The organism is Amycolatopsis nigrescens CSC17Ta-90 (genome assembly GCF_000384315.1).
GTDB classification, from domain to species: Bacteria; Actinomycetota; Actinomycetes; order Mycobacteriales; family Pseudonocardiaceae; genus Amycolatopsis; species Amycolatopsis nigrescens.
The window spans coordinates 8,858,289-8,880,483 of sequence record NZ_ARVW01000001.1; the positions used below are offsets into that span (position 1 = coordinate 8,858,289).

The window sequence follows — 22,195 nt, forward strand, 5'->3', positions numbered from 1 at the left end:
GCGCCGCTAACGTAAAGAAACCACAAAGGAGCATTCCCGGAAAGTCGCACCGAAATGCGCGGGACAAAATACCGGAATAGCCGGACGCGCATTCGACCTTCACTCGATCGAGTGAAGGTCGCCGGTCGGGCGCGGCCGACCGGCACCTTGGGGGCTCTATGGGCGGTTTCGAGGACGGCAGAGCTTGCGTTCCGCTACCCTCCGGTCACGGAGACGGAGTCGGACGTCATCGATGGGGATGATCAGAGTGACATGGCGGGGGCGGGACTCCGAGGCGCACCAGGTCCTCGCACCGACCACGATCCTGCTCTGGTCCATCGGCCTGCTCGTCCTGGCCGCGCTCTCCGTGACGCTGCTCTGGGTCGCGCTCGGCAACGGCGGTTCCCACGACTCGGTGCGCCTCGATGTGATCAGAACCGCGTCGAGCATCGTGATCGGTACCGGCGGCGCGGCGGCCCTGCTCCTCGCGGCGCGCCGGCAACGGGTCACCGAACTCGACGTCAAGCAGAAGGATCACGACGCCACCGAACGCAGGGTGACCGAGCTGTACGGCAAGGCTGCCGACCAGCTCGGCAGCGACAAGGCGCCGGTGCGTCTCGCCGGGCTCTACGCCCTGGAACGCCTGGCGCAGGGCAATCCCGCCCACCGGCAGACGATCGTCGAACTCATCTGCGCCTACCTCCGCATGCCGTTCCGCCCGCCCACCGCACCCGCCAGCACCCCGCCGAAAATGACCGCCAGGAGCCGCGACACCAGCCGTTCCGAGGAATGGGAAGTTCGTCAGGCCGCGCAGGCCCTGCTGACCAAACACCTCCGCGATCCGGACGAGCCGACGTTCTGGCCGGGGATCGAACTGAACCTGTCCGGGGCGACGCTCGACAAGTTCATGCTCACGCACTGCGCCGTGCGGTCCGCGCAGTTCACCGGTACCACCTTCGTCGGCCCGGCGCTCTTCCGCGGCACCACCATCGAGCGCACCGCGGACTTCCGCGACGTCCGGTTCACCGGGCTCGCCGACTTCCGGCGCGTCAGCTTCGGCGAGAACGGGAAGTTCTTCCGTGGCGCCAGGTTCGAAGGCGAGGTCGACTTCGGCACGCAGACCGAGGTCTGCCTCTCCGGCGCACTGACCAGGGCCGACCGTGAACTTCGCCGGAAATGGCCCGAAGGTTGGCAGGAAAGGGAAAGAGTCGGCGAGCGGGCCTGGGCCGAAGTGATCGTCGGGCCATGACAAGAAAAATCACTTGCGGATGGAACCTGGAAGGGGTAGCCGACGTCTAATGACGTGTGTCACACTCCGTAGCAGACCTGAGAAGGGAGGGGTGACGAAATGCCCACCTACTGCACCAACACTATCCGTCGGCTACCGGGAATCCGGTCCCAGCACATCGACGGACCACTGATCCGGCAGGAATCCGGCCAAGGGCTGGAATTCCCGCAGACGCGTGTCCGGTCCGCAGTCCCGGCTTCGACGCCTCATCCCGCACGGTTTGGTGGCCGTGCCCGAATCGTCGAACCGGTTGGCCTGACCGGTTCGACGACAGATGGCACGGCTTGGCGGTCGTGACCGGTTCGCCGCACCGGCCTCGCCGAGTGCGCGCCCGGCACTACTCCGGAATTCCAGCCCGGCGGCCAGTGCGCCCGCCGGGCCGTTGACCGCGGTTCAGCCGTAGACCGAGGCCGCCCACTCGGGGTGGTCGATGAACGGGTTCCGGTTGTGCTGGTACTGGTCGAAGATGACCTGGTTGCGCCGCTGCTCGCCGCTGTCCGGCGGGTCCTCGGCGTGCCACCGCAGCAGCACCGACACCCGCCCGATGTTCGGCGCCGAGCCGTTGTTCACCGAGTCGTTGGGCTCGAGGTCCGCGAACCCGTCGTCGCCGTCGTAGCGGACGCCCATGTACAGGATCATCCTGGCCACATCGCCCTTCACCGCGTCCCGAGGCTCGAACGAATCCTCGTCCACGTGGCTGCCGGGCGCTTCGTCGACGTCGCCACCGCCGGCGTCGAAGTCCAGGTTTCCCCTGGTGCTGTTGACCGACACATCCTCGGGCCGCAGATGGTGCAGGTCGGTACCGGGGCCGGTCGCCGTGCCGAAGTCACCGTGCGACTTCGCCCAGACGTGCTCCCGGTTCCAGTCGTCGGCGTCGCCGCCGTTGGCATCCTTGCTCTGCGAGCGCCCGCTGTAGAGCAGCACCACGTTCGCCGTGTTGGCCGGGTCCTCGTCGGTCGCCTTGAGCGCGTCCCAGACGGCGTCGTAGGACAGCTGGTCCGAAGTGCTGATGATGGTGTGCAGCGCCGCCTTCAGCTCCGGGCCGGTCTTGCCCAGCGCGTCCTGGTAGTAGTCTTCGCCGCCGGCCGGTGCCGCGGCGGCGATACCCGCCGCGGCCAGCGCCGCGCTGAGCAGGAGGGTGAAAGGTACTCGGCCGGTGCCCCGCATGAACAAGGTCCTCCCTGGAACGTCGGCGCGCACAGGGACAGAACAGCCTGCCGCACCACGGTGTTCTGGTGGGAAAAACACTGGCATACTCAGCTAGCCGTTGAACACCAACGAAAGTCGGGCGTCATCCCGTGCCCTGCAGGTGATCGAGGACTCCGTGGGCGAAGTTGCGAAGGAGCTCGGCACCGCTGCCGTTCGCACCGGGATCCGGCCCCAGCGCCCAGTCGAACGTCGTCGACCCGCAGTCCGCGTCGTAGACGCACGGCGCGTACTGGTTCCATTGGTTGAGCATGAAACCCCAGCTGACACCTTGGGCGACGAGCAGGTCGAAAGCCTGCTTCTCCTGGTTGAGGGTTTCGCCGGTGTACTCGCCGTAGGTCTTGTTGTCCTCGTTGACCACGATCGGATAGCCGTGGTTCCGCTGGTGCTCCGAGGTCCGTTCGGCGCAGGTCCGCGGATCCACGCCGTTGCAGTGCACCAGCGCCAGATCCGCGGCCTCCGCGACCGCACCGGACGGCCACGAGGCATCCCCGTACCGGGAGGTGCTCACGGCCAGGGAGAAGCCGGCGTCATCGAACCTCGACTGAGCCAGCTCGATCAGCTCCGCCATGCCCTCGTCCGAGTGGATGATCTCGTGGTCGTAGGCATCGTCGTTGTTGTGCTCGTTCGCGATCTCGATGATGACGTTCCGATAGTCGTTCTCGATCAGCCAGTCGGTCGCGTTGATCACCGCCTGGCGCACCGCATCCTCATCGCCGAGGTTGTGGTCCTGGTGGAAGTAGAAGTAACCGAGAACCACGACCATGTTCCGCTGGGCGTGGGCTTCGATCACCTTGGCCGTGCGGTCCTTCCACTCCTGTCGTAGTGCGCCGTCGCTGGTGAAGGCGGGATTGTCGGCCCCGTTGAAGCCGGGGTTACCGCCCTGCAGGTTGATGCCGGTCGCGAGCAGCCCGTGTTCGCGGTAGGCGTCCAGGTTCGCGACGAAGGCGTCGGTATTGGCCTGCGCGTCGAAGTCCGGGTCGTACTGCCGGATCCGGCCGCTCTGGTCATCGAAGACGGCGTTCGCCGAACGCAGGTTGACCAACGTGCCACGCACCTCGTCGCGAAACCCGTCACCCTGCCAACCCGGGGTGTAGGTCTGTTCCCAAGCGCCTTCCCCCTGCCGCACGTAGAACTTGCCGGGTTCGAGGTCCGGCCCGATCAGGTGCCCCGGCAGGATGTGCAGCGAGCCTTGGGCTGACGGAGGGCTTTCCTGTCCCTGCGCGGGGAGAGCGCTGAGCGATGCCCCCGCCAGAACAGCGACCGCGGCCCTCCGGAATGCGCGATGCCTTTGTGCCGACCGCATCCTCGTAACTCCTTTTCGCTGGTGTCCGGGGGTTCAGGGTGCGTCTGGGCCGACGTCCGCCGGGGTGAGCGGGCGGCGGGTGATGTCCGCCGTGGAGCGCTCGTCGGCGCCGACGTCCGCGACGTTGACGCGCGCCTGGCCGTCCATGTCGTCGGTGACGAACTCGTACTCGCCGGCGCCGGCGTCGATGGCCGGGCTGTGCTCACCGATCCGGTACAGCGAACCGTCCTTGGTCAGCAGGGGATCGACCACACCGATGGCCTCGGCGGGAACGTCGACACCCACTGCGGCCGAGCCGGTGGGCCAGGCGATGTTGCCCGCGTAGGTGTGCTTCACCGGCGCCTTCAGCTCGTTGAACAGCTTGCCCTGGCTGCCGGCCACCACGTTGCCGGCCATCACCGAGTCGACCGGCGGATGCTCGTAGTTGGCGCCGATCTCGATGTTCGACACGTTGTCGACGAAGGTGTTGTGCACCACGCTCGCCCGGTACACCCGGAAATGCGAGTCCAACGAGCCCGAGGTGTCCACATCGCCGCCGTCCAGCTGCAGCGCCGCGTCGTACCCGGTTCCGGTCAGGCCCTCGAAGTAGTTGTTGTAGATCTTGTGGTCCTGGCCGTAGATCCGGATCCCGCCGGTTCCGGCCTTGCCACCGCCGAGGAAGAAGTTGCCGTAGAACTCGCCGCGGTTGCCGTGCCGCTGGCTCAGCGTGCCCTGCGAGGTGCGGAAGGTGTTGTAGCGGACGATGTTGTCGTTGCTCTTCACCGACACGATCTCCGGGTCGCCATCGCAGTTCTCGAAGAGGTTGTGCTCGATGACGGTGTGCCCGCTGGACTCGGAGATCTCGCTCTGGCCGACCCTGATCGCCTCCATCTCGTTCTCGGCACGCGGGCCGATGTCGCGGAAATGGTTGTTGTCGATGCGGTCGTACTGCGACTGCTGGGTTTCCGAACCATCGATCGTGATGAAGTTCCCGAGCTGGCGCTTCTCTTCGAAGAGGTTGTGGTCGATCCGGTTGTGGTGGCTGTTCTCGCCCCCGATGATGACCCACTTCAGCGACTCTTCCTCGGTCAGCCGGAAATGGTTTCGGGTAAGCCGCACATTGTTCGAACTCGTCAGCTTCAGCGTGTCGCTGTTGGTCCAGGTAAGACCGTCGAACGTCACATAAGAGGAGTTCTCGACCTCCAGTTGGCCCGCACTGATCACCGCCTTACCGCGGTTCTTCGCCACCACGGCGATCGGCTGCTCGGCCGTGCCGTGCTTGTCAGACATGCCGCCGATCTCGTACTCGCCGTCCGCCAGCACGATCTGGTCCCCGGCCTGCGCGTCGGCGAGCGCATCGTCCAGTTCGCCGGAGTTCCCCACGTTGATGGTGCGGCCGAGGGCCTGCGACGGCGCTTCCGCCTCCGGGGAGGCAGGGGCGGGGTACTCCCGGTACCAGTCGAGCTCGTACGTCGCCGGGGTCAGGTCGTCTCCGTAGAAGTTGTCGAGCTGGATCGTCTGATGTCCGGACGGCATGCACTGGATGCACCTCCGCACGTCGTTCTCCCCGCCCGAGTAGCGGAACCATTCTTTGCCGTCGACGAACCCGGCCACGTGGTCCGGGGTCCACTCGAACGCGACGTTGTGCCATTCCGACAGCGCTGCCCCGCAGTCGGTTTCCTCGGCGTGCTCCTGCTGTATTTCTTCGGTGCCAGGGTGCGGGTAGTGGATGAACGCCTCCGCGCAGTCCTCGCCCGGAGCGCCGTTCTCCAGATAGTCGTACTCGCCGTCCTGCTGCCGCTCGTCGGAGTCCGGCCAGATGATCAGCAGCGGGTGGTACTCCCGGCCGTTCGGCTCGCCGGTGTTCTTCGACCGGACCCTGGCCTCCCAGCGGCCGTACTGGCGGCCGGACCGGGCAGCCAGCCAACCCGAGTCGCCATTGGCCTCGCCGACCATCCGGAGGACATCACCGTGCACCCTGGTGTTCTTGTCGCAGCGCTGTCCGTTTTCGTTGTGCCCCGGCCAGCACTGGTCCACGCCACCGCCGGCCAGCGACCACTTCGACTGGTCCGGAACGGCCGGCTCGTCAGGCGACCCGTAGTTGAACTCGTCCGACGGACCCGGCAGCGGCTCACCCCAGTCGAAACGCTCGGCCGCGCTGTACGGCTGCGCTGCGCCCTGCGGCGGGGTCGTTTGCGCCTCGGTGGCAAGGCTGGGTACCGCGACGAGCGCGGAGCCGACCGTGGCCGCGACGAGCGCGGTCAGCAGTGCTGTTCTGATTCTCGACCTCATGAATGCGTGCTCTTTCAGTAGGTGGTGGTCACCCGAACTCGAACGGACCGATGTCGATTGCTGCTCCCTGCACGCGTGCCGCGCCGTCCACGTCTTCGGTGAAGTTCGGACTGTTCGGCGTGGCGCCATGGTCCAGCACCTCGCCGGCATGGGCGCGTTCCCGGAATCTGGTGAAATCGTCCGGGTTGATGGCCGGAACCGGGGTGTCGGGATTGTCCTCGAATTCCCGCCAGTCGTCGTGAATGGACTCATCGGTCAACTCGACGTTGCTCGTGTTGTCGGTCAGCGCGTCCTCGCTTCCGTCCGCGTAGATGGATCCACCGGCGGTCACGAGCACGTTGTTGCGCAGCTTGACGTCGGTTGTCTCCAGCCCGTCCACCGTGCTGTGGAAGGTGAGCACGTGCCCATCGACCCCGCCGCACAGGATGTTGTTCTCGATGGTGCTGCCGGTGACGCTGCCCAGCTCGATGTTCTGGCTGCCGAAGGATTCGCAGACGTTGCCGCGATAGGTGTAGTCGCGGATTTCGGCGGACGGCCGGCGCTGGTTCTGCATGATCAGGCACTGGCCGGACACGCGAACGCAGTAGTTGTTCTCCACGAGTACGCCAGAGGACTCGGTGGACCGGTCGCTGTTCTGGTAGTTCTGCAGGCAATCGGCGTGCGGTTCGCCTTCGCCCTTGTTCACGTTCAGGTCATGGATGTAGTTGTTGCGGATGACGTGCCCGGTTCCCCAGACGCGCATGCCGTCGACGTCGTCGTTCCCGTCGTCCGACCACAGGTCGTAGATGTTGTTCCGCTCGACGACGATATCGGCCCCGCCCCAGAGGTAGATGCCGAAGTTGTTCGTCTGGGTGACCGTGTTCCAGGCGATCAGCACGTCGCTGGCGCAGTCCTCCGGATCGCAGGCGATGGCGTAGTGGATCTGCTTGCCCTTGACCAGGTTGCGCACGATCTGGTGCCCGCTGCCGGAGAACTTGATGGCCGTCGACGGGTCGTCCAGCGCGTCACCCACCACGTTGAAGCCGTCGATCACCGCGCCGGTGCCGGTGACGACGATGTTCTTCAGTTTCACCACGCCGTTGGCCCGCACGGTGACCGGCTTGTCGACGGTCAAGGTCGAGTCCGAGTGGTCCCCTGGCTTGACGCAGATGACGTCACCGTCCGACGCGTCGTCGACCGCCTGCTGGGGATCCGACTCGGCGAACACCGTGCAGTCGTCGGTTTTCGGGTTGCCCTTGCCATCGGTGCCGTACGGCGGCGCCGCGGCGTACACGTCGCTCGTGTACGAGTCGCGGGTGACCGGCGCTGTCGCCGATGCCTGCGGTGCCAGCAGCATGAGCGCCAGCCCGGCGCCCACAACCGACAGTCGTTGCCTCATCGCGGCCCTCCGCCTCGTTCGTACCGACAACTTGCGCTATCGAACGAAGCCGCACAACGCCCGCGGCAGGAACCGGACACGGGGTCGTCGCTCAGCGGTGCCCTTCAGGCGAACGCCTTCTCGGTGACCTTCGGCGGCGCAGCAGGCCGCGCCCGGCGGGCGGGTCCGGCGCTATCCGCAGGGTGCCGATCACGGTGGCCAGCATCTGGTAATGGCAGGCCAGCATGCACAGCTCGATGGCCTCGCGCTCGTCGAGGTGGGCCCGCAGCGCCGTCCAGCTCTCGTCGTCCAAATCCTGTTCGTGGTGCAGCAGATCGACCGCGGCCAACATGGCGCGCTCACGGGCGGTCCAGCCCGGTGCGGACGGCCCGGCCCGCACCATGGCGATCTCCGCCTCCCCCAGCCCTGCCAGGTGGGCGATTCGCCGGTGGTGCTCGAACTCGTATGCGCACGACCGCAGGCATGCGACGCAGGATGACGATTTCGGTCTCCCGACGGGAAAGCAGGCCACCGGGCATCAGCCGCCCGGCGAAGTACAGCCAGCCGCGGAACAGCGCGCGGTGCTTGCCGAGGGTGCGGAACAACGCGGGCGTGGCGGTGCCGGCGACCAGCCCCGACGCCCTGGCGAACAGCCACATCGGGGTACCGAGCTCGCGCCGGGTGCCCGGCACGATCCGCTCGCTCACGGCGAGCCGTCGGGCTGCGGGGTGGTGTACTGGGCGTCTTCCTTTCTGGCTATGTCAAGCGCTTCGGCGACCCCGTGCCGCCGCAGCCGGAGGTCGACGACCCGCTGGGCGGCCTCCCGTACCGGCAGCACCGCCTGGACCCAGCGCGGGGCGACGATCCGGCGTGCCCGCCGGGCGAGTCCCCGCTCCAGCGCGTCGATGCCCACCCGCAACGGGGTCACCGCACCGAGCGGCCCACCGCCGGTGATCACCGCCGCCGCTTCGGTGCCGAAGCCGCGACTGGTCATTTCCGTGTCCAGCTCGGCGAAGTAGGCCACGCCGACCCGTGCGCCACTCGGCCGCAACTCCGTGCGCAACGTGTTGCCCAGCGCCTCCACCGCCGCTTTGGACGCGCTGTACGCACCGAGCAGCGGCACGTGCACCGCGGCAGCGAGCGAAGCGACGGCCAGCGCGTAGCCGTCGGGGTGCGCGATATGCGGCCCGGCGGCACGCAGGGTGTAGTAGGTGCCGAGCACGTTGATCCGCAGGGTCCGCTCGAGCACCTCCGGATCGCCGCCGACCAGGGGCAGCTGCTTGGCGATCCCGGCGTTGGCCACCACCACGTCCAGCCCGCCCAGCTCGCCGGCCAGCTCGCGCACCGCGCGCTCGACCTGCGTGCGGTCCCCCACGTCGCAGTAGCGCCACGGTGCGCCGCACCGGCTCGCCACCTCGGAGAGCAGGTCCGGCTCGATCCCGGCCAGCGCGACCTGCGCGCCGCGCTCGTGCAGCCGGACGGCCAGCGCCGCCCCGATCCCTCTGGCCGCGCCGGTGATCAGCACCCGCCGTCCGGCCGGCGAAGTGCCGCGGAGTGTTCCCATGCGCGCACCGTATCATCCGTGAACACTTTTGTTCACGAACTTTTTACTACTGTCCGTCACCGCAGCCCGAGCGGCCGCTAGCCTCAACCCGTGGATCGCAGCAGGTTCGCCGCTCTGCCCAGCGGACGCCATCACCTGACCCCGGAAGAGGTGCGCGCCTCCCAGCGGGGCCGGATGCTGCTCGGCATGGCGGAGATGGTCGCCGACAAGGGTTACGCCAGGACGTCGGTCGCCGACGTCCTCAAGCGCGTGCACGTCTCACGGGACACCTTCTACCAGCACTTCTCCGGCAAGGAGGACTGCTTCCTCGCCGCGCTGGACCAGTGCGGCGACACGATCTTCGGTGCCGTGGTGAACGCGGTGATCTCCGCCGAGCCGGACGCGACCGGCTCGCCGCTGGACCGCTTCGACCGCGCACTGCGCGTCTACCTCGACACACTCACCGACGAATGGACGCTGGCGAGGACCTTCTTCCTGGAGGGCTACGCCGCCGGCCCGGTCGCCCAGCAGCGGCGTTTCGAGGTGCAGGAGCGGTTCGTCAAGATCTTGGCCGCGAACTTCGCCGAAGACCCCGCCTGGCGCACCGTGCCCGACCCGTTGTTCGCCGCCCGCACCCTGGCGGCCGCGCTGAACTCACTGGTCACCGGGGTGCTGGCCAGCGGTGAACGGGACCGGCTGCCCGCACTGCACGGGCCGGTGACCGAACTCCTGCGACACCTGCTTCGCTGAACCGTTCCGCGCCAAGTCCACAATGGACAGATCTGGTTCACCGGCCGGAGTCGTCCGCCTTCCGGGACAACGCCCGGCGTTCCTCCCCGCGCAGCCAGAAGGTCGAGGCGACCAACGCCAGCCCGGCGAAGACCGCCAGGGTCCCCGGCCAGGACAGGCCGACCAGCCAGGCCAGCGCGACGGCCGCCACCAGCAGTCCCCACGCCTGCGGCACCCACCGGGGAAGACGCCCGCGCAGAACGAAAACGACAGGTGCGGTCAGCACGAGCAGGACCAGCCGCCAGTACTCGCCGAGCCACGCGCCCATCGCCGCACGCTCCCCTCGTCGGGTCCGCCTTCCAGTGTGCCAGCGTTCTCCCCGGCCTGGCCCGGCTCGCGAAAGGCGGGTACGCGGAGTCCGATACCCGCCAGCCCCGGCCGCCGGTGCGAGGCACGCTTTGCCCCATGGTCAACTCCTTCGACGGGATCGTCGAGCGATTCAGCTTGTCCAGCACCGGATTCGAGCGGAGGCTGCGGGCGGTCCGGGACGCGCAGTGGACCTGGCCGACGCCGTGCACCGAGTGGCACGTGCGCGCCCTGGTCAACCACATGACCAGGGGCAACCTCGGCTACACCGGTCTGCTGCGGGGTGGCAGCAGCGCGGAGTTCCTGCGGCTGCGGGAGGTTGACGCGCTGGGCACGGATCCCCTCCGCGCGTACATCCGGTCGGTCCGGGAGTGCGCGGAGGCGTTCGCCGCGCCCGGTGCGGCAGGGCGGATCGTGGACTATCCGCTGGGCCGGGTGACCGGAGCGCAGGCACTCGCCGTGCGGACCACCGACAGCACCATCCACACCTGGGACCTCGCGCGGGCCATCGGCGCCGATGAGGAGCTGGACGCCGAGCTGGTCGCCTGGATCGAAGGCGAGTTGGAGGAGATCTACACCGGCCTTGCCGAAACCCCCACCGCCGCCGAAACCACTCACCGGTTCTTCGCGGCCCCCGCCGCTCCGCCAGCCGAGCGCGAATCCCAGCAGGTCCGGCTACTGCGGCGGATGGGCCGCGACCCGGGCGGCCGGGGCGGGCGGTAGGCCCGACGGGGGTGTGGCCTGCGTCGCGTCTTTGGCGGGTTCCCACAATGTCTTTGGCGGGTTCCCACAATACAGCGGCCCCGACTTGCGTCATCGGCGACATTGGCGGGACCACCCGCGGGCGTGCAGGGTGTAGGCAGGTGCAGGCGACGCTCCCTCGGGGACGTCGCCTTCTGTACGTGGAGTACTCAGGAGGCTCAGTCGGTGTTCAGTCGTATCGCCATCGTGAATCGCGGGGAGGCCGCGATGCGGCTGATCCACGCCACCCGGGATCTTTCCGCGGAAACCGGGAGGAAGATCGAGACGGTCGCCCTGTACACCGACTCGGACTCGTCCGCGACTTTCGTGCGGGAGGCCGACCTCGCCTACTCGCTCGGCCCCGCCTCGGCCCGTCCCTATCTCGACCACGGCGTACTGGAACGCGCGCTGCTGGCGACCGGCGCGGACGCGGCCTGGGTCGGCTGGGGTTTCGTCGCCGAGGACCCGGCCTTCGCCGAACTCTGCGAGCGGATCGGGGTCACCTTCGTCGGGCCGAGTGCCGAGGCGATGCGCCGGCTCGGTGACAAGATCGGCGCGAAGCTGATCGCCGAGGAGGTCGGCGTGCCGGTCGCGCCGTGGAGCCGCGGGGCAGTCACCGGCCTGGACGAGGCGCTGCGCGCCGCGGACGAAATCGGCTACCCGCTGATGCTCAAGGCGACCGCCGGTGGCGGCGGCCGCGGGATCAGGGTGGTCCGCTCGGCCGACGAGCTGACCGACGCCTACGAGCGCACCACCCTGGAGGCCGAACGCTCCTTCGGCAGCGGGGTCGTCTTCCTCGAACGGCTGGTCACCGGCGCACGGCACGTCGAGGTCCAGGTGATCGCCGACGGCCAGGGCACGGCATGGGCGCTCGGCGTGCGCGACTGCTCGGTGCAGCGGCGCAACCAGAAGATCATCGAGGAGTCGGCGTCGCCGGTGCTCTCCGCCGAGCAGACCCGCGAGCTCAAGGCGTCCGCCGAGCGGCTGGCGCTCGCGGTGGACTACCGCGGCGCGGGCACCGTGGAGTTCCTCTACCACCCCGGCGAAAAGCTGTTCGCCTTCCTCGAGGTCAACACCCGGCTGCAGGTGGAGCACCCGATCACCGAGGCCACCACCGGGGTCGACCTGGTCAAGGCCCAGCTGCACGTGGCGGCGGGCGGCAAGCTGGGGGACGCCCAGCCCGCGGAGTCCGGGCACGCGATCGAAGCCAGGCTCAACGCCGAGGACCCGGACCGCGACTTCGCGCCATCCCCCGGCCGCATCGTGCGGCTCGGCCTGCCGGCCGGGCCCGGCATCCGGGTGGACACCGGGGTCAGCGAAGGCGACACCATCCCGGCCGACTTCGACTCGATGATCGCCAAGATCATCGCCTACGGCCGCGACCGCGCCGAGGCGCTGGGCAGGCTCCGCCGCGCGATGGCCGAGACCACCGTGATCATCGAAGGCGGCGCGACCAACAAGAGCTTCGTGCTGGAACTGCTCGACCGGCCCGAGGTGATCGACGCGAGCGCCGACACCGGCTGGATCGACCGGGTACGGGCCGAGGGCGGGCTGGTCACCCACCGGCACTCGGCGATCGCGCTGGCCACCGCCGCCATCGAGGCGTACCAGGACGAGGAGCAGGTCGCCAGGCAGCGGCTGCTGGCCACCGCGCACGGCGGTCGCCCGCAGGTGCAGCACGAGAGCGGTCGCCCGCTCGACCTCAAGCTGCGCGGCGCCGGCTACCGGGTGAGCGTGGCCAGGATCGGCCAGAAGCGGTTCCGCGTCGGCATCGGCGGCGAGACCGCGCACCAGGTGGACGTCGAGCTCGAACGGTTCGGCCGGCACAGCGGCCAGGTCACCGTGCACGGGCGGCGGTTCCGGCTGGTGACCGGGACGCACGGGCCGATCCACCTGGTCGAGGTGGACGGGGTCACGCACCGGATCAGCCGGGACGAGGGCGGCGTGGTCCGCTCCCCCGCACCCGCGCTGGTGGTGGCCACCCCGGCCGCGACCGGGGACGAGGTCGAGTCCGGGGCACCGATCCTGGTGCTGGAGAGCATGAAGATGGAGACGGTGCTGCGCGCGCCGTTCCGGGCGAAACTGCGCGAGTGCCTGGTTTCGGTCGGCAGCCAGGTGGAGACGGGCGCACCGCTGCTGCGGCTGGAGCCGCTGGCCGATGAGGGCGGCGCGGAGCAGGCCGCCGACAGCGAGACCGTCGAACTGGAGCTGCCCGAGGCGCCTGCCGGCACCTCGGCGGCCGAGCTGGCCGCTCGTGGCCTGCAGGATCTGCACAGCCTGCTGCTCGGCTTCGACCTCGACCCGCACGATCAGCACCGCGCGCTGAGCGGCTACCTCACCGCCCGCGCCGAGCTCGGCGAGCACGAGCGGCCGTTGACCGGCGAACTGGGGCTGCTCGCGGTGTTCGCGGATCTTTCCGAGCTGAGCCGGAACAAACCGGCCGGCGAGGACGGCGGCGCGGACAGCCTGGTGCACAGCTCGCGCGAGTACTTCCACACCTACCTGCAGAGCCTCGACGTGGCGCGGGCCGGGCTGCCGGAGTCCTTCCAGGGCAGGCTGTCGCGGGTACTCGGGCACTACGGGGTGACCGGCCTGGACCGCACCCCGGAGCTGGAGGAGGCGGTCTTCCGGATCTTCCTCGCCCAGCAGCGCTCGTCCTCGGACGTCGCGGTGGTCTCCGCGCTGCTGCGGCAGTGGCTCACCGAGGCGCCGCCGCCGGAGTCCCTGCGCGAGCAGGCCGGGCTGGCGCTGGAACACCTGGTGGCGGCCACCCAGCTGCGCTTTCCCTCGGTCAGCGACCTCGCCCGCGGGGTGGTGTTCCGCTGGTTCGCGCAGCCGCTGCTGCGGCGCGCCCGCGCCAAGGTCTACACCAGGGTCCGCCAGGACCTGCGCCACCTCGACCGGCACCCGGACGCGCCGGACCGGGCCGAGCGGATCGCCACCATGGTCGCCAGCGCGGAACCGCTGGTGCGGCTGCTCGGCCAGCGGATCGGCCGTCCCGGCGTCGATGCGGCACCGCTGCTGGAGGTGCTCACCCGGCGCTACTACGGCCACAAGGCGCTCGTCGACGTCCGCGCCGCCGACCTGGCCGGCTGCCGGGCCGTCGCCGCGGAACACGCCGGCGGCACCCGCGTGGTGGCCGTCGCGGCCGACCTCGACCGCCTCGGCGACGCGGTCCGCGCCGTCCGCGAACTGGCCGCCGAACCGCCCGCCGGCACCGAGCTGGTCGCCGATCTGTACCTGACCTGGGCGGACCAGCCGGACGCGGACGCGATGGCGGCCAGGCTTGGCGAGACGCTGGCCGCGTACCCGCTGCCCGACCAGGTCAGCCGGATCACCACCACGGTGGCCGGGCAGAGCGGCGCGGTGATGCACCACCACTTCACCTTCCGGCCGTCCGCGGCGGGATTCACCGAGGACCGGCTGATCCGCGGGTTGCACCCGCAGATCGCGCAGCGGATGCAGCTGGAGCGGCTGCGCGAGTTCGACCTGACCCGACTGCCTTCGGCGGACGAGGAGGTGTACCTGTTCAAGTGCGTCGCGCGGGAGAACCCGAGCGACGAGCGGCTCGTCGCGATGGCGCAGGTCCGCGACCTCACGCCGCTGCGCGAAGCCGACGGCAGGCTCGTCTCGCTGCCCGCGGCCGAGGACATCCTCGCCGGTTGTCTCGACGCGATCCGCAACATCCAGGCGCAGCGCCCGGCGAAGAAACGGTTCGACACCAACCGGATCCTGCTCTACGTGTGGCCGCCGACCGAGCTGACCATGGACGAGCTGAACACGCTCGCCCAGCGGGTGCTGCCGACCACCGCGGGCGCCGGGCTGGAGGAGGTCCAGTTCCTTGCCAGGCGGCGCGACCCGGCGACCGGCGAGCTTTCCGACATCTCGGTGCGGATCAGCTACGACCTCGGCACCGGGGTCCAGCTGGCCGTTGGCGAGCCGTCGGCCGAACCTCTCGAACCGCTCGACGACTACCGGCAGAAGGTGCTGCGGGCCGCCCGTCGCGACATGGTGTACCCGTACGAGCTGACCAGCATGCTCGTCGGCGAGGGCAGCTTCACCGAGCACGACCTCGACGAGCACGGCGAGCTGGTCCCGGTGGACCGGCCGAAGGGCCGCAACTCGGCCGCGATCGTCGCCGGGGTGCTCAGCACGCCGACCGAACGGCACCCCGAGGGCGTCACCCGCGTGGTGCTGCTGGGCGATCCGACGAAGGCGCTCGGCGCGCTGTCCGAACCCGAGTGCGCACGGGTGATCGCCGCGCTGGACCTGGCCGAGGAAATGCGGGTGCCGCTGGAGTGGTTCGCGTTGTCCGCCGGCGCGCGGATCTCGATGGACTCCGGCACCGAGAATATGGACTGGGTGGCGGCGGCGCTCAAGCGGATCGTCGAGTTCACCCAGGGCGGCGGGGAGATCAACATCGTGGTCGCCGGGATCACCGTCGGCGCCCAGCCGTACTGGAACGCCGAGGCCACGATGCTCATGCACACCAAGGGAATCCTGGTGATGACCCCGGACTCGGCGATGGTGCTGACCGGCAAGCAGTCGCTGGACTTCTCCGGTGGCGTGTCGGCGGAGGACAACTTCGGCATCGGCGGCTACGACCGGGTGATGGGCCCGAACGGGCAGGCGCAGTACTGGGCGCCGAACCTGGCCGCCGCCCGCGATGTGCTGATGGCGCACTACGACCACAGCTACGTCGTGCCGGGCGAGACGGGGCCGCGCCGGGCGGTCACCACCGATCCGCACGACCGGGACGTCTCCGGCTACCCGCACGCGATGGAGGACAGCGAGTTCAGCACGGTGGGCGAGATCTTCTCGGCCGAGCGCAACCCGGACCGCAAGAAGCCCTTCGACATCCGCACGGTGATGCGCGCACTGTCCGATCAGGACCATCCGGTGCTGGAGCGCTGGGCCGGCATGGCGGACGCGGACACCGCGGCGGTGCAGGACGTGCATCTGGGCGGCAGGCCGGTGTGCCTGCTCGGGATCGAGTCGCGGTCGGTGCCGCGACGCGGTTTCCCACCTACCGACGGCCCGGACACCTACACCGCGGGCACGCTGTTCCCCCGCTCGTCGAAGAAGGCGGCCAGGGCGATCAACGCGGCCAGCGGCAACCGGCCGCTGGTGGTGCTGGCGAACCTGTCCGGGTTCGACGGCTCGCCGGAGTCGATGCGGAAGCTGCAGCTGGAGTACGGCGCCGAAATCGGCAGAGCGATCGTCAACTTCGCCGGCCCGATCGTGTTCTGCGTGATCTCGCGCTACCACGGCGGCGCGTTCGTGGTGTTCTCCAAGGCGCTCAACCCGAATATGACCGTGCTGGCGCTGGAGGGCTCGTTCGCCTCGGTGCTCGGCGGTGCCCCGGCGGCGGCCGTGGTGTTCTCCGGTGAGGTCGGCAACCGCACCGCGAACGATCCGCGGGTGTCCTCGCTGAAGGCGCGGCTGGTCGAGACGAGCGGCGCCGAGCGGGCCGCGCTCACCGCGCAGCTGGCCGACGTGCAGGCCGCGGTGCGGGCGGAGAAGCTGGGCGAGGTGGCCACCGAGTTCGACCGGGTGCACAGCATCCAACGCGCGGTCGAGGTCGGCTCGGTGGACGCGATCATCCGCGCCGACGAGCTGCGCCCGCGCATCATCGAAGCCGTGGAGCACGGCCTCAAACGCTGACCGGATGGGCGCTTTCCGTGCGCTGTCACGGAAAGCGCCCATCAGGGTCAGAGCCTGCTCACCCTGCGCAGGGTCGACCAGGCGAGCACGAACAGCCCGGCCGCGAGCACGGTGTAGATGCCGAACTCGATGAGCTGGAAGGTGCCGAGCCGGTCGGTGGGCTGGAAGTCCCGGTAGTTGCTCACCACGCCCTGCTCGGTCAGGCACTGGCGGTAACCGTCGGCGTCGCTGTACCCGCGATTGCAGGCGGTGGGGTATTCGACCGGGTTGCCGGCCGCGTCCAGCATTCCGCTGCTGACGTAGAGCGTGTGGTAGACCTGCTCGGTCTGGCCGTCGAGCGGGTACGTCACGCGTACCGGTGGCTGGTAGTACGGCCGCACCAGCTGGGCGATCGCTCCCCGGACCACGAAGAAGATGCCGAAGGTCACCCCCATCGACAGCACGGTCCGGCGGCTCAGCGCGCTGACCGCCAGCCCGAGCGCGAACCCGAAGAGCGCGTAACCAGCCTGCACCAGGGGCACGACCTCGAAGTACTGGGTGTCGAACAGGTTGAACGACGGATAGTCCCCCGCCTTCGCGGCATTGATCTGGTGCATCATCACGTTCGACGCGGTGCCCAGCACCAGCGACAGCGCCACCGCGACCACGGTCAGCAGCGTCGCCTTGCCGATCAGCCAGCGCGCCGCCGAGACGTCCTGGCTCCACACCAGCAGATGGGTCCGCTGCTCGTACTCCCGTGCCAGCAGCGGCGCGGCCCAGAACACCGCGATCAGCGCGCTGTAGCCCATCACAGCGGCGACGGCGAGCTGCGCGGTCCCGGTCACCGAACTGAAGCCCAGGATCGAGGCCCGAACGTCGCCGGTCGAGGCCGCGTACAACCCGAGCGCCGTCATCACGGCGGCGAGGCCCAGCGTGAGCACGCCGGTGCCGGCGAGCATCAGCCGGTGCTGCCGCCAGCCGATCCACAGCAGATCTCCCCAGCCGACCCGTTTCGCGGCCGGCCGCACAGCGGTGGCGGTCATGCCGCTCCCTCCTTCCGCGCCCTGGCCAGATGAGCCAGCACGAAGTCCTCCAACGTCACCGGCCGCACCGTCCACGGTTCGGCCGGCCGGGGCGCACCGGCGCCTTCGGGCAGCCGCACCAGGAAGGTGGACTGCTGTCCCCGGTGCCGCGCCTCGACCACCTCCCCGGGACCGGGCGGGCTTTCCGCCGCCGGTCCGACGTAGTACCTGTGCGCGCCGAGCAGTTCGTCCATGTCCCCGTTGACCACCAGCCGCCCGTGCGTCAGCAGCAGCAGGTGATCGGCCACCCCGCCGAGCTCGGCGACCACGTGGGTGGACAGCACCACGGTCATGCCGGTGTCCTCGACCTCGGTCAGCAGGTCCGCCATCACCTCGCGGCGGACGAGCGGGTCGAGGTTCGACAGCGGCTCGTCGAGCAGCAGCACGTCCGGGCGTGAGCCCAGTGCCACCGCGAAGGCCACCTGCGCCTGCTGCCCGCCGGAAAGCCTGCCGCACGCGCGATCCAGCGGGACTTCGAAGCGTTTCAGCCACGCCTCAGCCCTTTCGCCGTCCCAGACCCGGTTGAGGCGGGCACCGAAACGCAGCACGTCGGTGGCGTTCAGGTGGCGGTAGACCGGTTTCTCCTGCGACACGAAGGCAGTGCGGCCCGCCGTGTGGACCCGGCCCGCGTCCGGCGCGAGCACCCCGGAAAGGAGGCTGAGCAGCGTCGTCTTGCCCGCGCCGTTCGCGCCGATCAGCGCGGCCACCTTGCCGGCCGGCAGCTCGAACGAACAGTCCCGCAATGCCTCGTTCGTGCCGCCGCGCAGCAGGGACCGGCGATAGTGCTTGCTCAGCCCCGCCGCCCGCAGCCCGACGCCTGCCTCGGTCACGATCTGGTCGACCACAGCGGTCGTCATGCGATCTCCACCCCTTTCTCCACGAGGACCACGCGCAGCAGCGCGTCCACGTCCTCGTCCTCCAGCCCCGCCGCCCGCGCCCTGCTCACCCATTCGCTGAGGCTGTCGCGCAGCTCGGCCATGACTTCCGGATCGACCGTGCCCAGCGCCGTCTTGACGAACGTGCCCGCCCCCTGGCGTGCCTCGACCAGTCCGGTGAACTCCAGTTCGCGGTACGCCTTGAGCACGGTATTGGCGTTCACCCCGCTGCTCGCGACGACGTCGCGCACCGTGGGCAACCGGTCTCCCGGTCTCAGCCAGCCGAGTCTCAGCGCCTCTCGTACCTGCCGCACCAGCTGCAGGTACGCGGGGAGGCCACTGGCCCGGTCCACGCGGAACTCGACCACCACACCTCCAAATTGTTCTACTCAACTAAGACACTAGTTGACTAGCTAACAGCAGGTATGTCAAGCTGCTTTCGCTCGCAGGGGAGAACGGGGAGCGGGCAGGCCGGTGGGGTGGCGTTCGGGGGCCACCCCACCGCACCCGTCCCGACCCAAAGGGCAAAAAGCCGGCTATTTGCCGTTGGGGGCGTGGGTAGGGTCGCGGCATGGTGGGCAGCGGCGTGATCACGTGGCTTCGTGACTCCGATCCGGCCTTGCGCTGGCAGGTCGAGCGCGACCTCGTGGGCGAACCGCCCGAGGTCTGGGCAGCGACGCGGGCCAAGATCGCGACCGAGGGCTTCGGCGCGCGCCTGCTCGCGCTCCAGGATCCGGACGGCCAGTGGGCAGGCGGCGCGTTCTTCCCCGCTCACGACCCCGAAGCGGCAGAAGAGGCCGGGCAGCCTTGGACGGCGACGACCTGGACGCTCAACTCGTTGCGGGAGTGGGGCCTCGACCCCGCGGTCCTGCGCGAGCGCCGCACGGCCGAGCTGCTCGCCGAGAACAGCCGCTGGGAGTACCAGAACCTGCCGTACTGGAGTGGCGAGGTCGACTGCTGCATCAACGCGTGGACGGTCGCGAACGGCTTGTGGCTCGGCGCCGACGTCACCGCCATTGTCGACTGGTTCCTGGCGCATCGGCTGTCCGACGGCGGCTGGAACTGCGAGTGGGTCGAGGGCTCGACGCGGTCGTCGTTCCACTCGACGCTCAATTCCCTCAAGGGGCTGCTCGCCTACGACGTCGCGACCGGCGGCACGGACGCGTCGCGCGCCGCCCGGCACTCCGGCGAGGAGTACCTCCTGCGGCGCGGGCTGTTCCGCCGTCTTTCGACGGGCGAACCGGTGGCACCGTGGGTGAACCGGTTCGCCTACCCGATCCGCTGGTCCTACGACGTGCTCAACGCGGCCGAGTACTTCCGCCGGGCCGCGCTGTTCGACGGCGCGGAGCCGGACCCGCGCCTGGCCGACGCGGTCGAGCTGATCCGTACCGCCAGGCAGCCGGACGGCCGCTGGCTCCAGGCCGGCCGGCTTCCGGGGCGGATGTGGTTCGAGGTCGACGTGCCGGCCGGGCTGCCGTCGAAATGGCTGACCCTGTTCGGCACCCGGGTGCTGACCTGGTGGGACTCCCGGGGCGTGTCTCCCAATAATTAGGAGGCAGGTGCTCGGCACGCACCACTATGGTGAGCCGATGGCATCGGTCAAACAGGTCCAAATCACCTTCGACTGCGCGGAACCCGAGCGCGTCGCTCGTTTCTGGTGCGAGGTGCTGGGGTACGTCGTACCACCGCCGCCGGAGGGTTTCGCCAGTTGGCAGGAATTCGATCGCTCGCTGCCGCCTGAGCGTCAGGGTGCGGCGTTCGCCTGCGTTGATCCCAACGGCGTGGGCCCGCGGCTGTTCTTCCAGCGCGTTCCCGAAGGCAAGGTCGTCAAGAACCGGGTGCACCTCGACGTGCGGGTCGGCACCGGGCTCGTGGGTGAAGAACGCCTCGCCGCACTCGAGGCCGAGTGCGCACGACTGGTCGCGCTCGGCGCGGCACGCGAGCGAACACTGCTTGCCGACGGCTTCGACGAGTCGTGCATCTGGATGCTTGACATCGAGGGCAACGACTTCTGCCTCGACTGAGCAGCCGACGCCCTAGCCGGGGGCGGCCGTGCGGTGCACGCTGACCCTGGAGAGCCTCGGTTCGGCGCGGGACTGCAGCACGCGCACCCGCAGCTGCTGGGCGGTGGTCTCCTCGGGCAGCAGCAGGATCCGCTGGTAGCCCACGGTGCCCGCCTCGGCAAGGCGCTGCCAGCGGCCGTCCACCAGACCGTCCACGGTGACCCGTTCGATGTGCTGCCCGCGGGCGATGTCCTCGCCGAGCACCACCTGGTCGAAGCCGCGGCCGCCGGTGTCCAGGATCAGCTCGCCGGTGGTACCCCGCGGCTGCCATGGCCGTGGCAGCAGGTTGGCATCGCGGTAGGTGTCCTTTATGGACTGTCCGAACGAAGTGAGCGAGCGGACGTCGGCCTCCGCGATGCGGCCGTCCGGGCCGGGCGGGACGTTGAGCAGGAACACCGAGTTGCGGCCCACGCTGCGGCGGTAGAGGTCGACCAGCTCGGCGGGGCTCTTCGGCTGCTGGGACCGGTGGAAGAACCAGCCGGGCCGGATGGACACGTCCGCCTCGGCCGGCATCCAGCCGAGGTAGCGGGTGGCCGGATCGGTGATGGCCGCGCGCGACCCGAGATCGGCCGCCTCGGCCCCGCCGCGGTAGGTCCACTCCGCGTAGTCCGTGCGGGGGTCGGCGGTCATCGCGACCGGGCTGAACTCGTTCTCCCGCGCGATGCCCTTCTCGTTGCCGACCCAGCGCACCCCGGCCGCCGCCTGGAACAGCACCGCCTGCGGCGCCAGCCGGTGGATCAGGTCGTAGTAGGCGGTGAAGTCGTAGTCCTCCACGATCCCCTCGTCCCGCCAGGGGTTCGCGCCGTCCATCCAGAACTCGTCCACCTGGCCGTACTGGGTGAGCACCTCGTAGATCTGATTCAGGTAGTAGGCGTTGTAGTCGTTGACGGTGTACTCGAACGTCGGCAGCGGGCGGCCGGCGCGGTCGTCGCCGTCGACCAGCGTCGGGATGGTGCGCGGGACGGCCGCGCTCTTGTTCGCGTACCGCGCCTGGCCAGCCGGGTGCCTGCCCTGGTCGTCGACCCTGCTCTTGGGCAACTCGGCCCCGTCCGACGGCGAAAGGTAGACGCCGACCTTGAGCCCGGCCGCGCGGGCGGCGCGCACGTACTCGCCGAACACGTCGCCCTGCGGGTTCTCGCAGCCCGCGTCGCGCACCTGCCAGTACGCGTCCGGCGCGGTCCGGTTCGCCTCCGCCCCGGCCCTCGCCCGCCGCACCGGGTCCAGGTCCGGGCAGTTCTTGTCCAGCCACCAGTCGCTGGCGAGCACCGAGTGGTTGGTGTAGCGGGAGGGGTAGAGCACGAACCCGTCGTGATGCTTGACGGTCAGCATCACCTGCTTCGCGCCGGCCGCCTTGTACGCCCGCATCCACTGGTCCACGTCGACGTTCTCCGGCGCGAACAAGGTCTCCGGTTCGGTGCCGAGGCCCCATTCGAGATCGGTGAAGGTGTTCATGCCGTAGTGGGTGAACGCGGTGGTCTCCAGCCGCTGGAAGGCGAGCTGCTGCGGGGTGGGCACCACGGCAGCCGCCTTGCGCAGGATCCGCCCCGGCGAATCGCAGTCCTCGACGGTGAGCAGCGGCGCGGGCCGGATCGGGCCCGTGCAGCGGCCTTCGGTCCCGTCAGTGGCCACCCCGGCTGCCGCGGTGGTCACGCCGATCAGCGGGCAGGCCAGGGCGACCGCGACGGCCACCGTCAGCACGCGACTACGCATCGGGGAATCCCCTTTCGACATACATCCGATGTATGT

At 69.5% G+C, this 22,195-nt stretch carries 18 protein-coding genes; 6 read left to right on the top strand and 12 right to left on the bottom strand.

Annotated elements, in window-relative coordinates:
* The first annotated feature begins 238 nt into the window (after window positions 1-238).
* Complete coding sequence (locus AMYNI_RS0141995; RefSeq protein ID WP_020674149.1) at window positions 239-1,228, top strand: pentapeptide repeat-containing protein; 990 nt, start codon at window positions 239-241, stop codon at window positions 1,226-1,228.
* A 432-nt stretch (window positions 1,229-1,660) separates the two neighbouring features.
* Here AMYNI_RS0141995 and AMYNI_RS0142000 read toward each other — a convergent pair whose 3' ends face one another.
* From AMYNI_RS0142000 to AMYNI_RS0142025, 7 genes are all read right to left on the bottom strand, one after another.
* The gene (locus AMYNI_RS0142000) at window positions 1,661-2,434 is read right to left on the bottom strand and encodes an endonuclease I family protein (RefSeq protein WP_020674150.1); all 774 of its coding nucleotides are present in this window, start codon (window positions 2,432-2,434) and stop codon (window positions 1,661-1,663) included.
* Between the two features lie 124 nt (window positions 2,435-2,558).
* Window positions 2,559-3,779, bottom strand: coding sequence for a hypothetical protein (locus AMYNI_RS0142005; protein WP_063713795.1), 1,221 nt, complete (start codon window positions 3,777-3,779; stop codon window positions 2,559-2,561).
* Window positions 3,780-3,812: 33 nt separating this feature from the next.
* Entirely contained in the window at window positions 3,813-6,050 is a 2,238-nt protein-coding gene (locus tag AMYNI_RS48715) for a chondroitinase-B domain-containing protein (RefSeq protein WP_020674152.1), read from the bottom strand.
* A 28-nt stretch (window positions 6,051-6,078) separates the two neighbouring features.
* Window positions 6,079-7,428 (bottom strand): polysaccharide lyase domain-containing protein, encoded by a 1,350-nt coding sequence (locus AMYNI_RS0142015; RefSeq protein WP_040406270.1) that lies wholly within the window; start codon window positions 7,426-7,428, stop codon window positions 6,079-6,081.
* Window positions 7,429-7,519: 91 nt separating this feature from the next.
* Complete coding sequence (locus tag AMYNI_RS50440) at window positions 7,520-7,810, bottom strand: carboxymuconolactone decarboxylase family protein (RefSeq protein WP_245574121.1); 291 nt, start codon at window positions 7,808-7,810, stop codon at window positions 7,520-7,522.
* Window positions 7,767-8,114 (bottom strand): hypothetical protein, encoded by a 348-nt coding sequence (locus AMYNI_RS50445; protein WP_245574122.1) that lies wholly within the window; start codon window positions 8,112-8,114, stop codon window positions 7,767-7,769. The genes AMYNI_RS50440 and AMYNI_RS50445 overlap by 44 nt, the downstream gene beginning before the upstream one ends.
* Entirely contained in the window at window positions 8,111-8,971 is an 861-nt protein-coding gene (locus AMYNI_RS0142025; RefSeq protein WP_020674154.1) for an SDR family NAD(P)-dependent oxidoreductase, read from the bottom strand. Before AMYNI_RS0142025 ends, AMYNI_RS50445 begins: the two co-directional genes overlap by 4 nt.
* 90 nt (window positions 8,972-9,061) lie before the next feature.
* On the opposite strand from AMYNI_RS0142025, the gene AMYNI_RS0142030 reads away from it, so the two are divergent.
* On the top strand, window positions 9,062-9,700 hold the full coding sequence (locus tag AMYNI_RS0142030; RefSeq protein ID WP_026361594.1) for a TetR/AcrR family transcriptional regulator: 639 nt from the start codon (window positions 9,062-9,064) through the stop codon (window positions 9,698-9,700).
* 37 nt (window positions 9,701-9,737) lie between these two features.
* On the opposite strand, the gene AMYNI_RS0142035 is transcribed toward AMYNI_RS0142030, so the two are convergent.
* A complete protein-coding gene (locus AMYNI_RS0142035; protein WP_020674156.1) occupies window positions 9,738-10,007 on the bottom strand; it encodes a hypothetical protein in 270 nt (89 codons plus the stop codon).
* Between the two features lie 137 nt (window positions 10,008-10,144).
* Between AMYNI_RS0142035 and AMYNI_RS0142040 the strand changes: the two genes are divergently transcribed.
* Window positions 10,145-10,768 (top strand): TIGR03086 family metal-binding protein, encoded by a 624-nt coding sequence (locus tag AMYNI_RS0142040; RefSeq protein ID WP_020674157.1) that lies wholly within the window; start codon window positions 10,145-10,147, stop codon window positions 10,766-10,768.
* Between the two features lie 204 nt (window positions 10,769-10,972).
* Window positions 10,973-16,450, top strand: coding sequence for an ATP-binding protein (locus tag AMYNI_RS0142045; protein ID WP_020674158.1), 5,478 nt, complete (start codon window positions 10,973-10,975; stop codon window positions 16,448-16,450).
* 47 nt (window positions 16,451-16,497) lie between these two features.
* Here the strand turns inward: AMYNI_RS0142045 and AMYNI_RS0142050 are convergent, their stop codons facing one another.
* From AMYNI_RS0142050 to AMYNI_RS0142060, 3 genes are read right to left on the bottom strand one after another with little or no spacing between them, the layout of a single operon-like run.
* A complete protein-coding gene (locus tag AMYNI_RS0142050; RefSeq protein ID WP_020674159.1) occupies window positions 16,498-17,472 on the bottom strand; it encodes an ABC transporter permease in 975 nt (324 codons plus the stop codon).
* Window positions 17,469-18,368 (bottom strand): ABC transporter ATP-binding protein, encoded by a 900-nt coding sequence (locus AMYNI_RS0142055; RefSeq protein ID WP_020674160.1) that lies wholly within the window; start codon window positions 18,366-18,368, stop codon window positions 17,469-17,471. Before AMYNI_RS0142055 ends, AMYNI_RS0142050 begins: the two co-directional genes overlap by 4 nt.
* Window positions 18,365-18,754, bottom strand: a complete 390-nt coding sequence (locus tag AMYNI_RS0142060; protein ID WP_026361595.1) for a GntR family transcriptional regulator — start codon at window positions 18,752-18,754, stop codon at window positions 18,365-18,367. The genes AMYNI_RS0142055 and AMYNI_RS0142060 overlap by 4 nt, the downstream gene beginning before the upstream one ends.
* Window positions 18,755-18,957: 203 nt before the next feature.
* On the opposite strand from AMYNI_RS0142060, the gene AMYNI_RS0142065 reads away from it, so the two are divergent.
* Together AMYNI_RS0142065 and AMYNI_RS0142070 are read left to right on the top strand one after the other, a co-directional pair.
* A complete protein-coding gene (locus AMYNI_RS0142065; protein WP_020674162.1) occupies window positions 18,958-19,938 on the top strand; it encodes a hypothetical protein in 981 nt (326 codons plus the stop codon).
* 37 nt (window positions 19,939-19,975) lie between these two features.
* Entirely contained in the window at window positions 19,976-20,410 is a 435-nt protein-coding gene (locus tag AMYNI_RS0142070; RefSeq protein WP_026361597.1) for a VOC family protein, read from the top strand.
* Between the two features lie 12 nt (window positions 20,411-20,422).
* Here AMYNI_RS0142070 and AMYNI_RS0142075 read toward each other — a convergent pair whose 3' ends face one another.
* A complete protein-coding gene (locus AMYNI_RS0142075) occupies window positions 20,423-22,159 on the bottom strand; it encodes an alpha-L-fucosidase (RefSeq protein WP_063713796.1) in 1,737 nt (578 codons plus the stop codon).
* Window positions 22,160-22,195 lie beyond the last annotated feature (36 nt).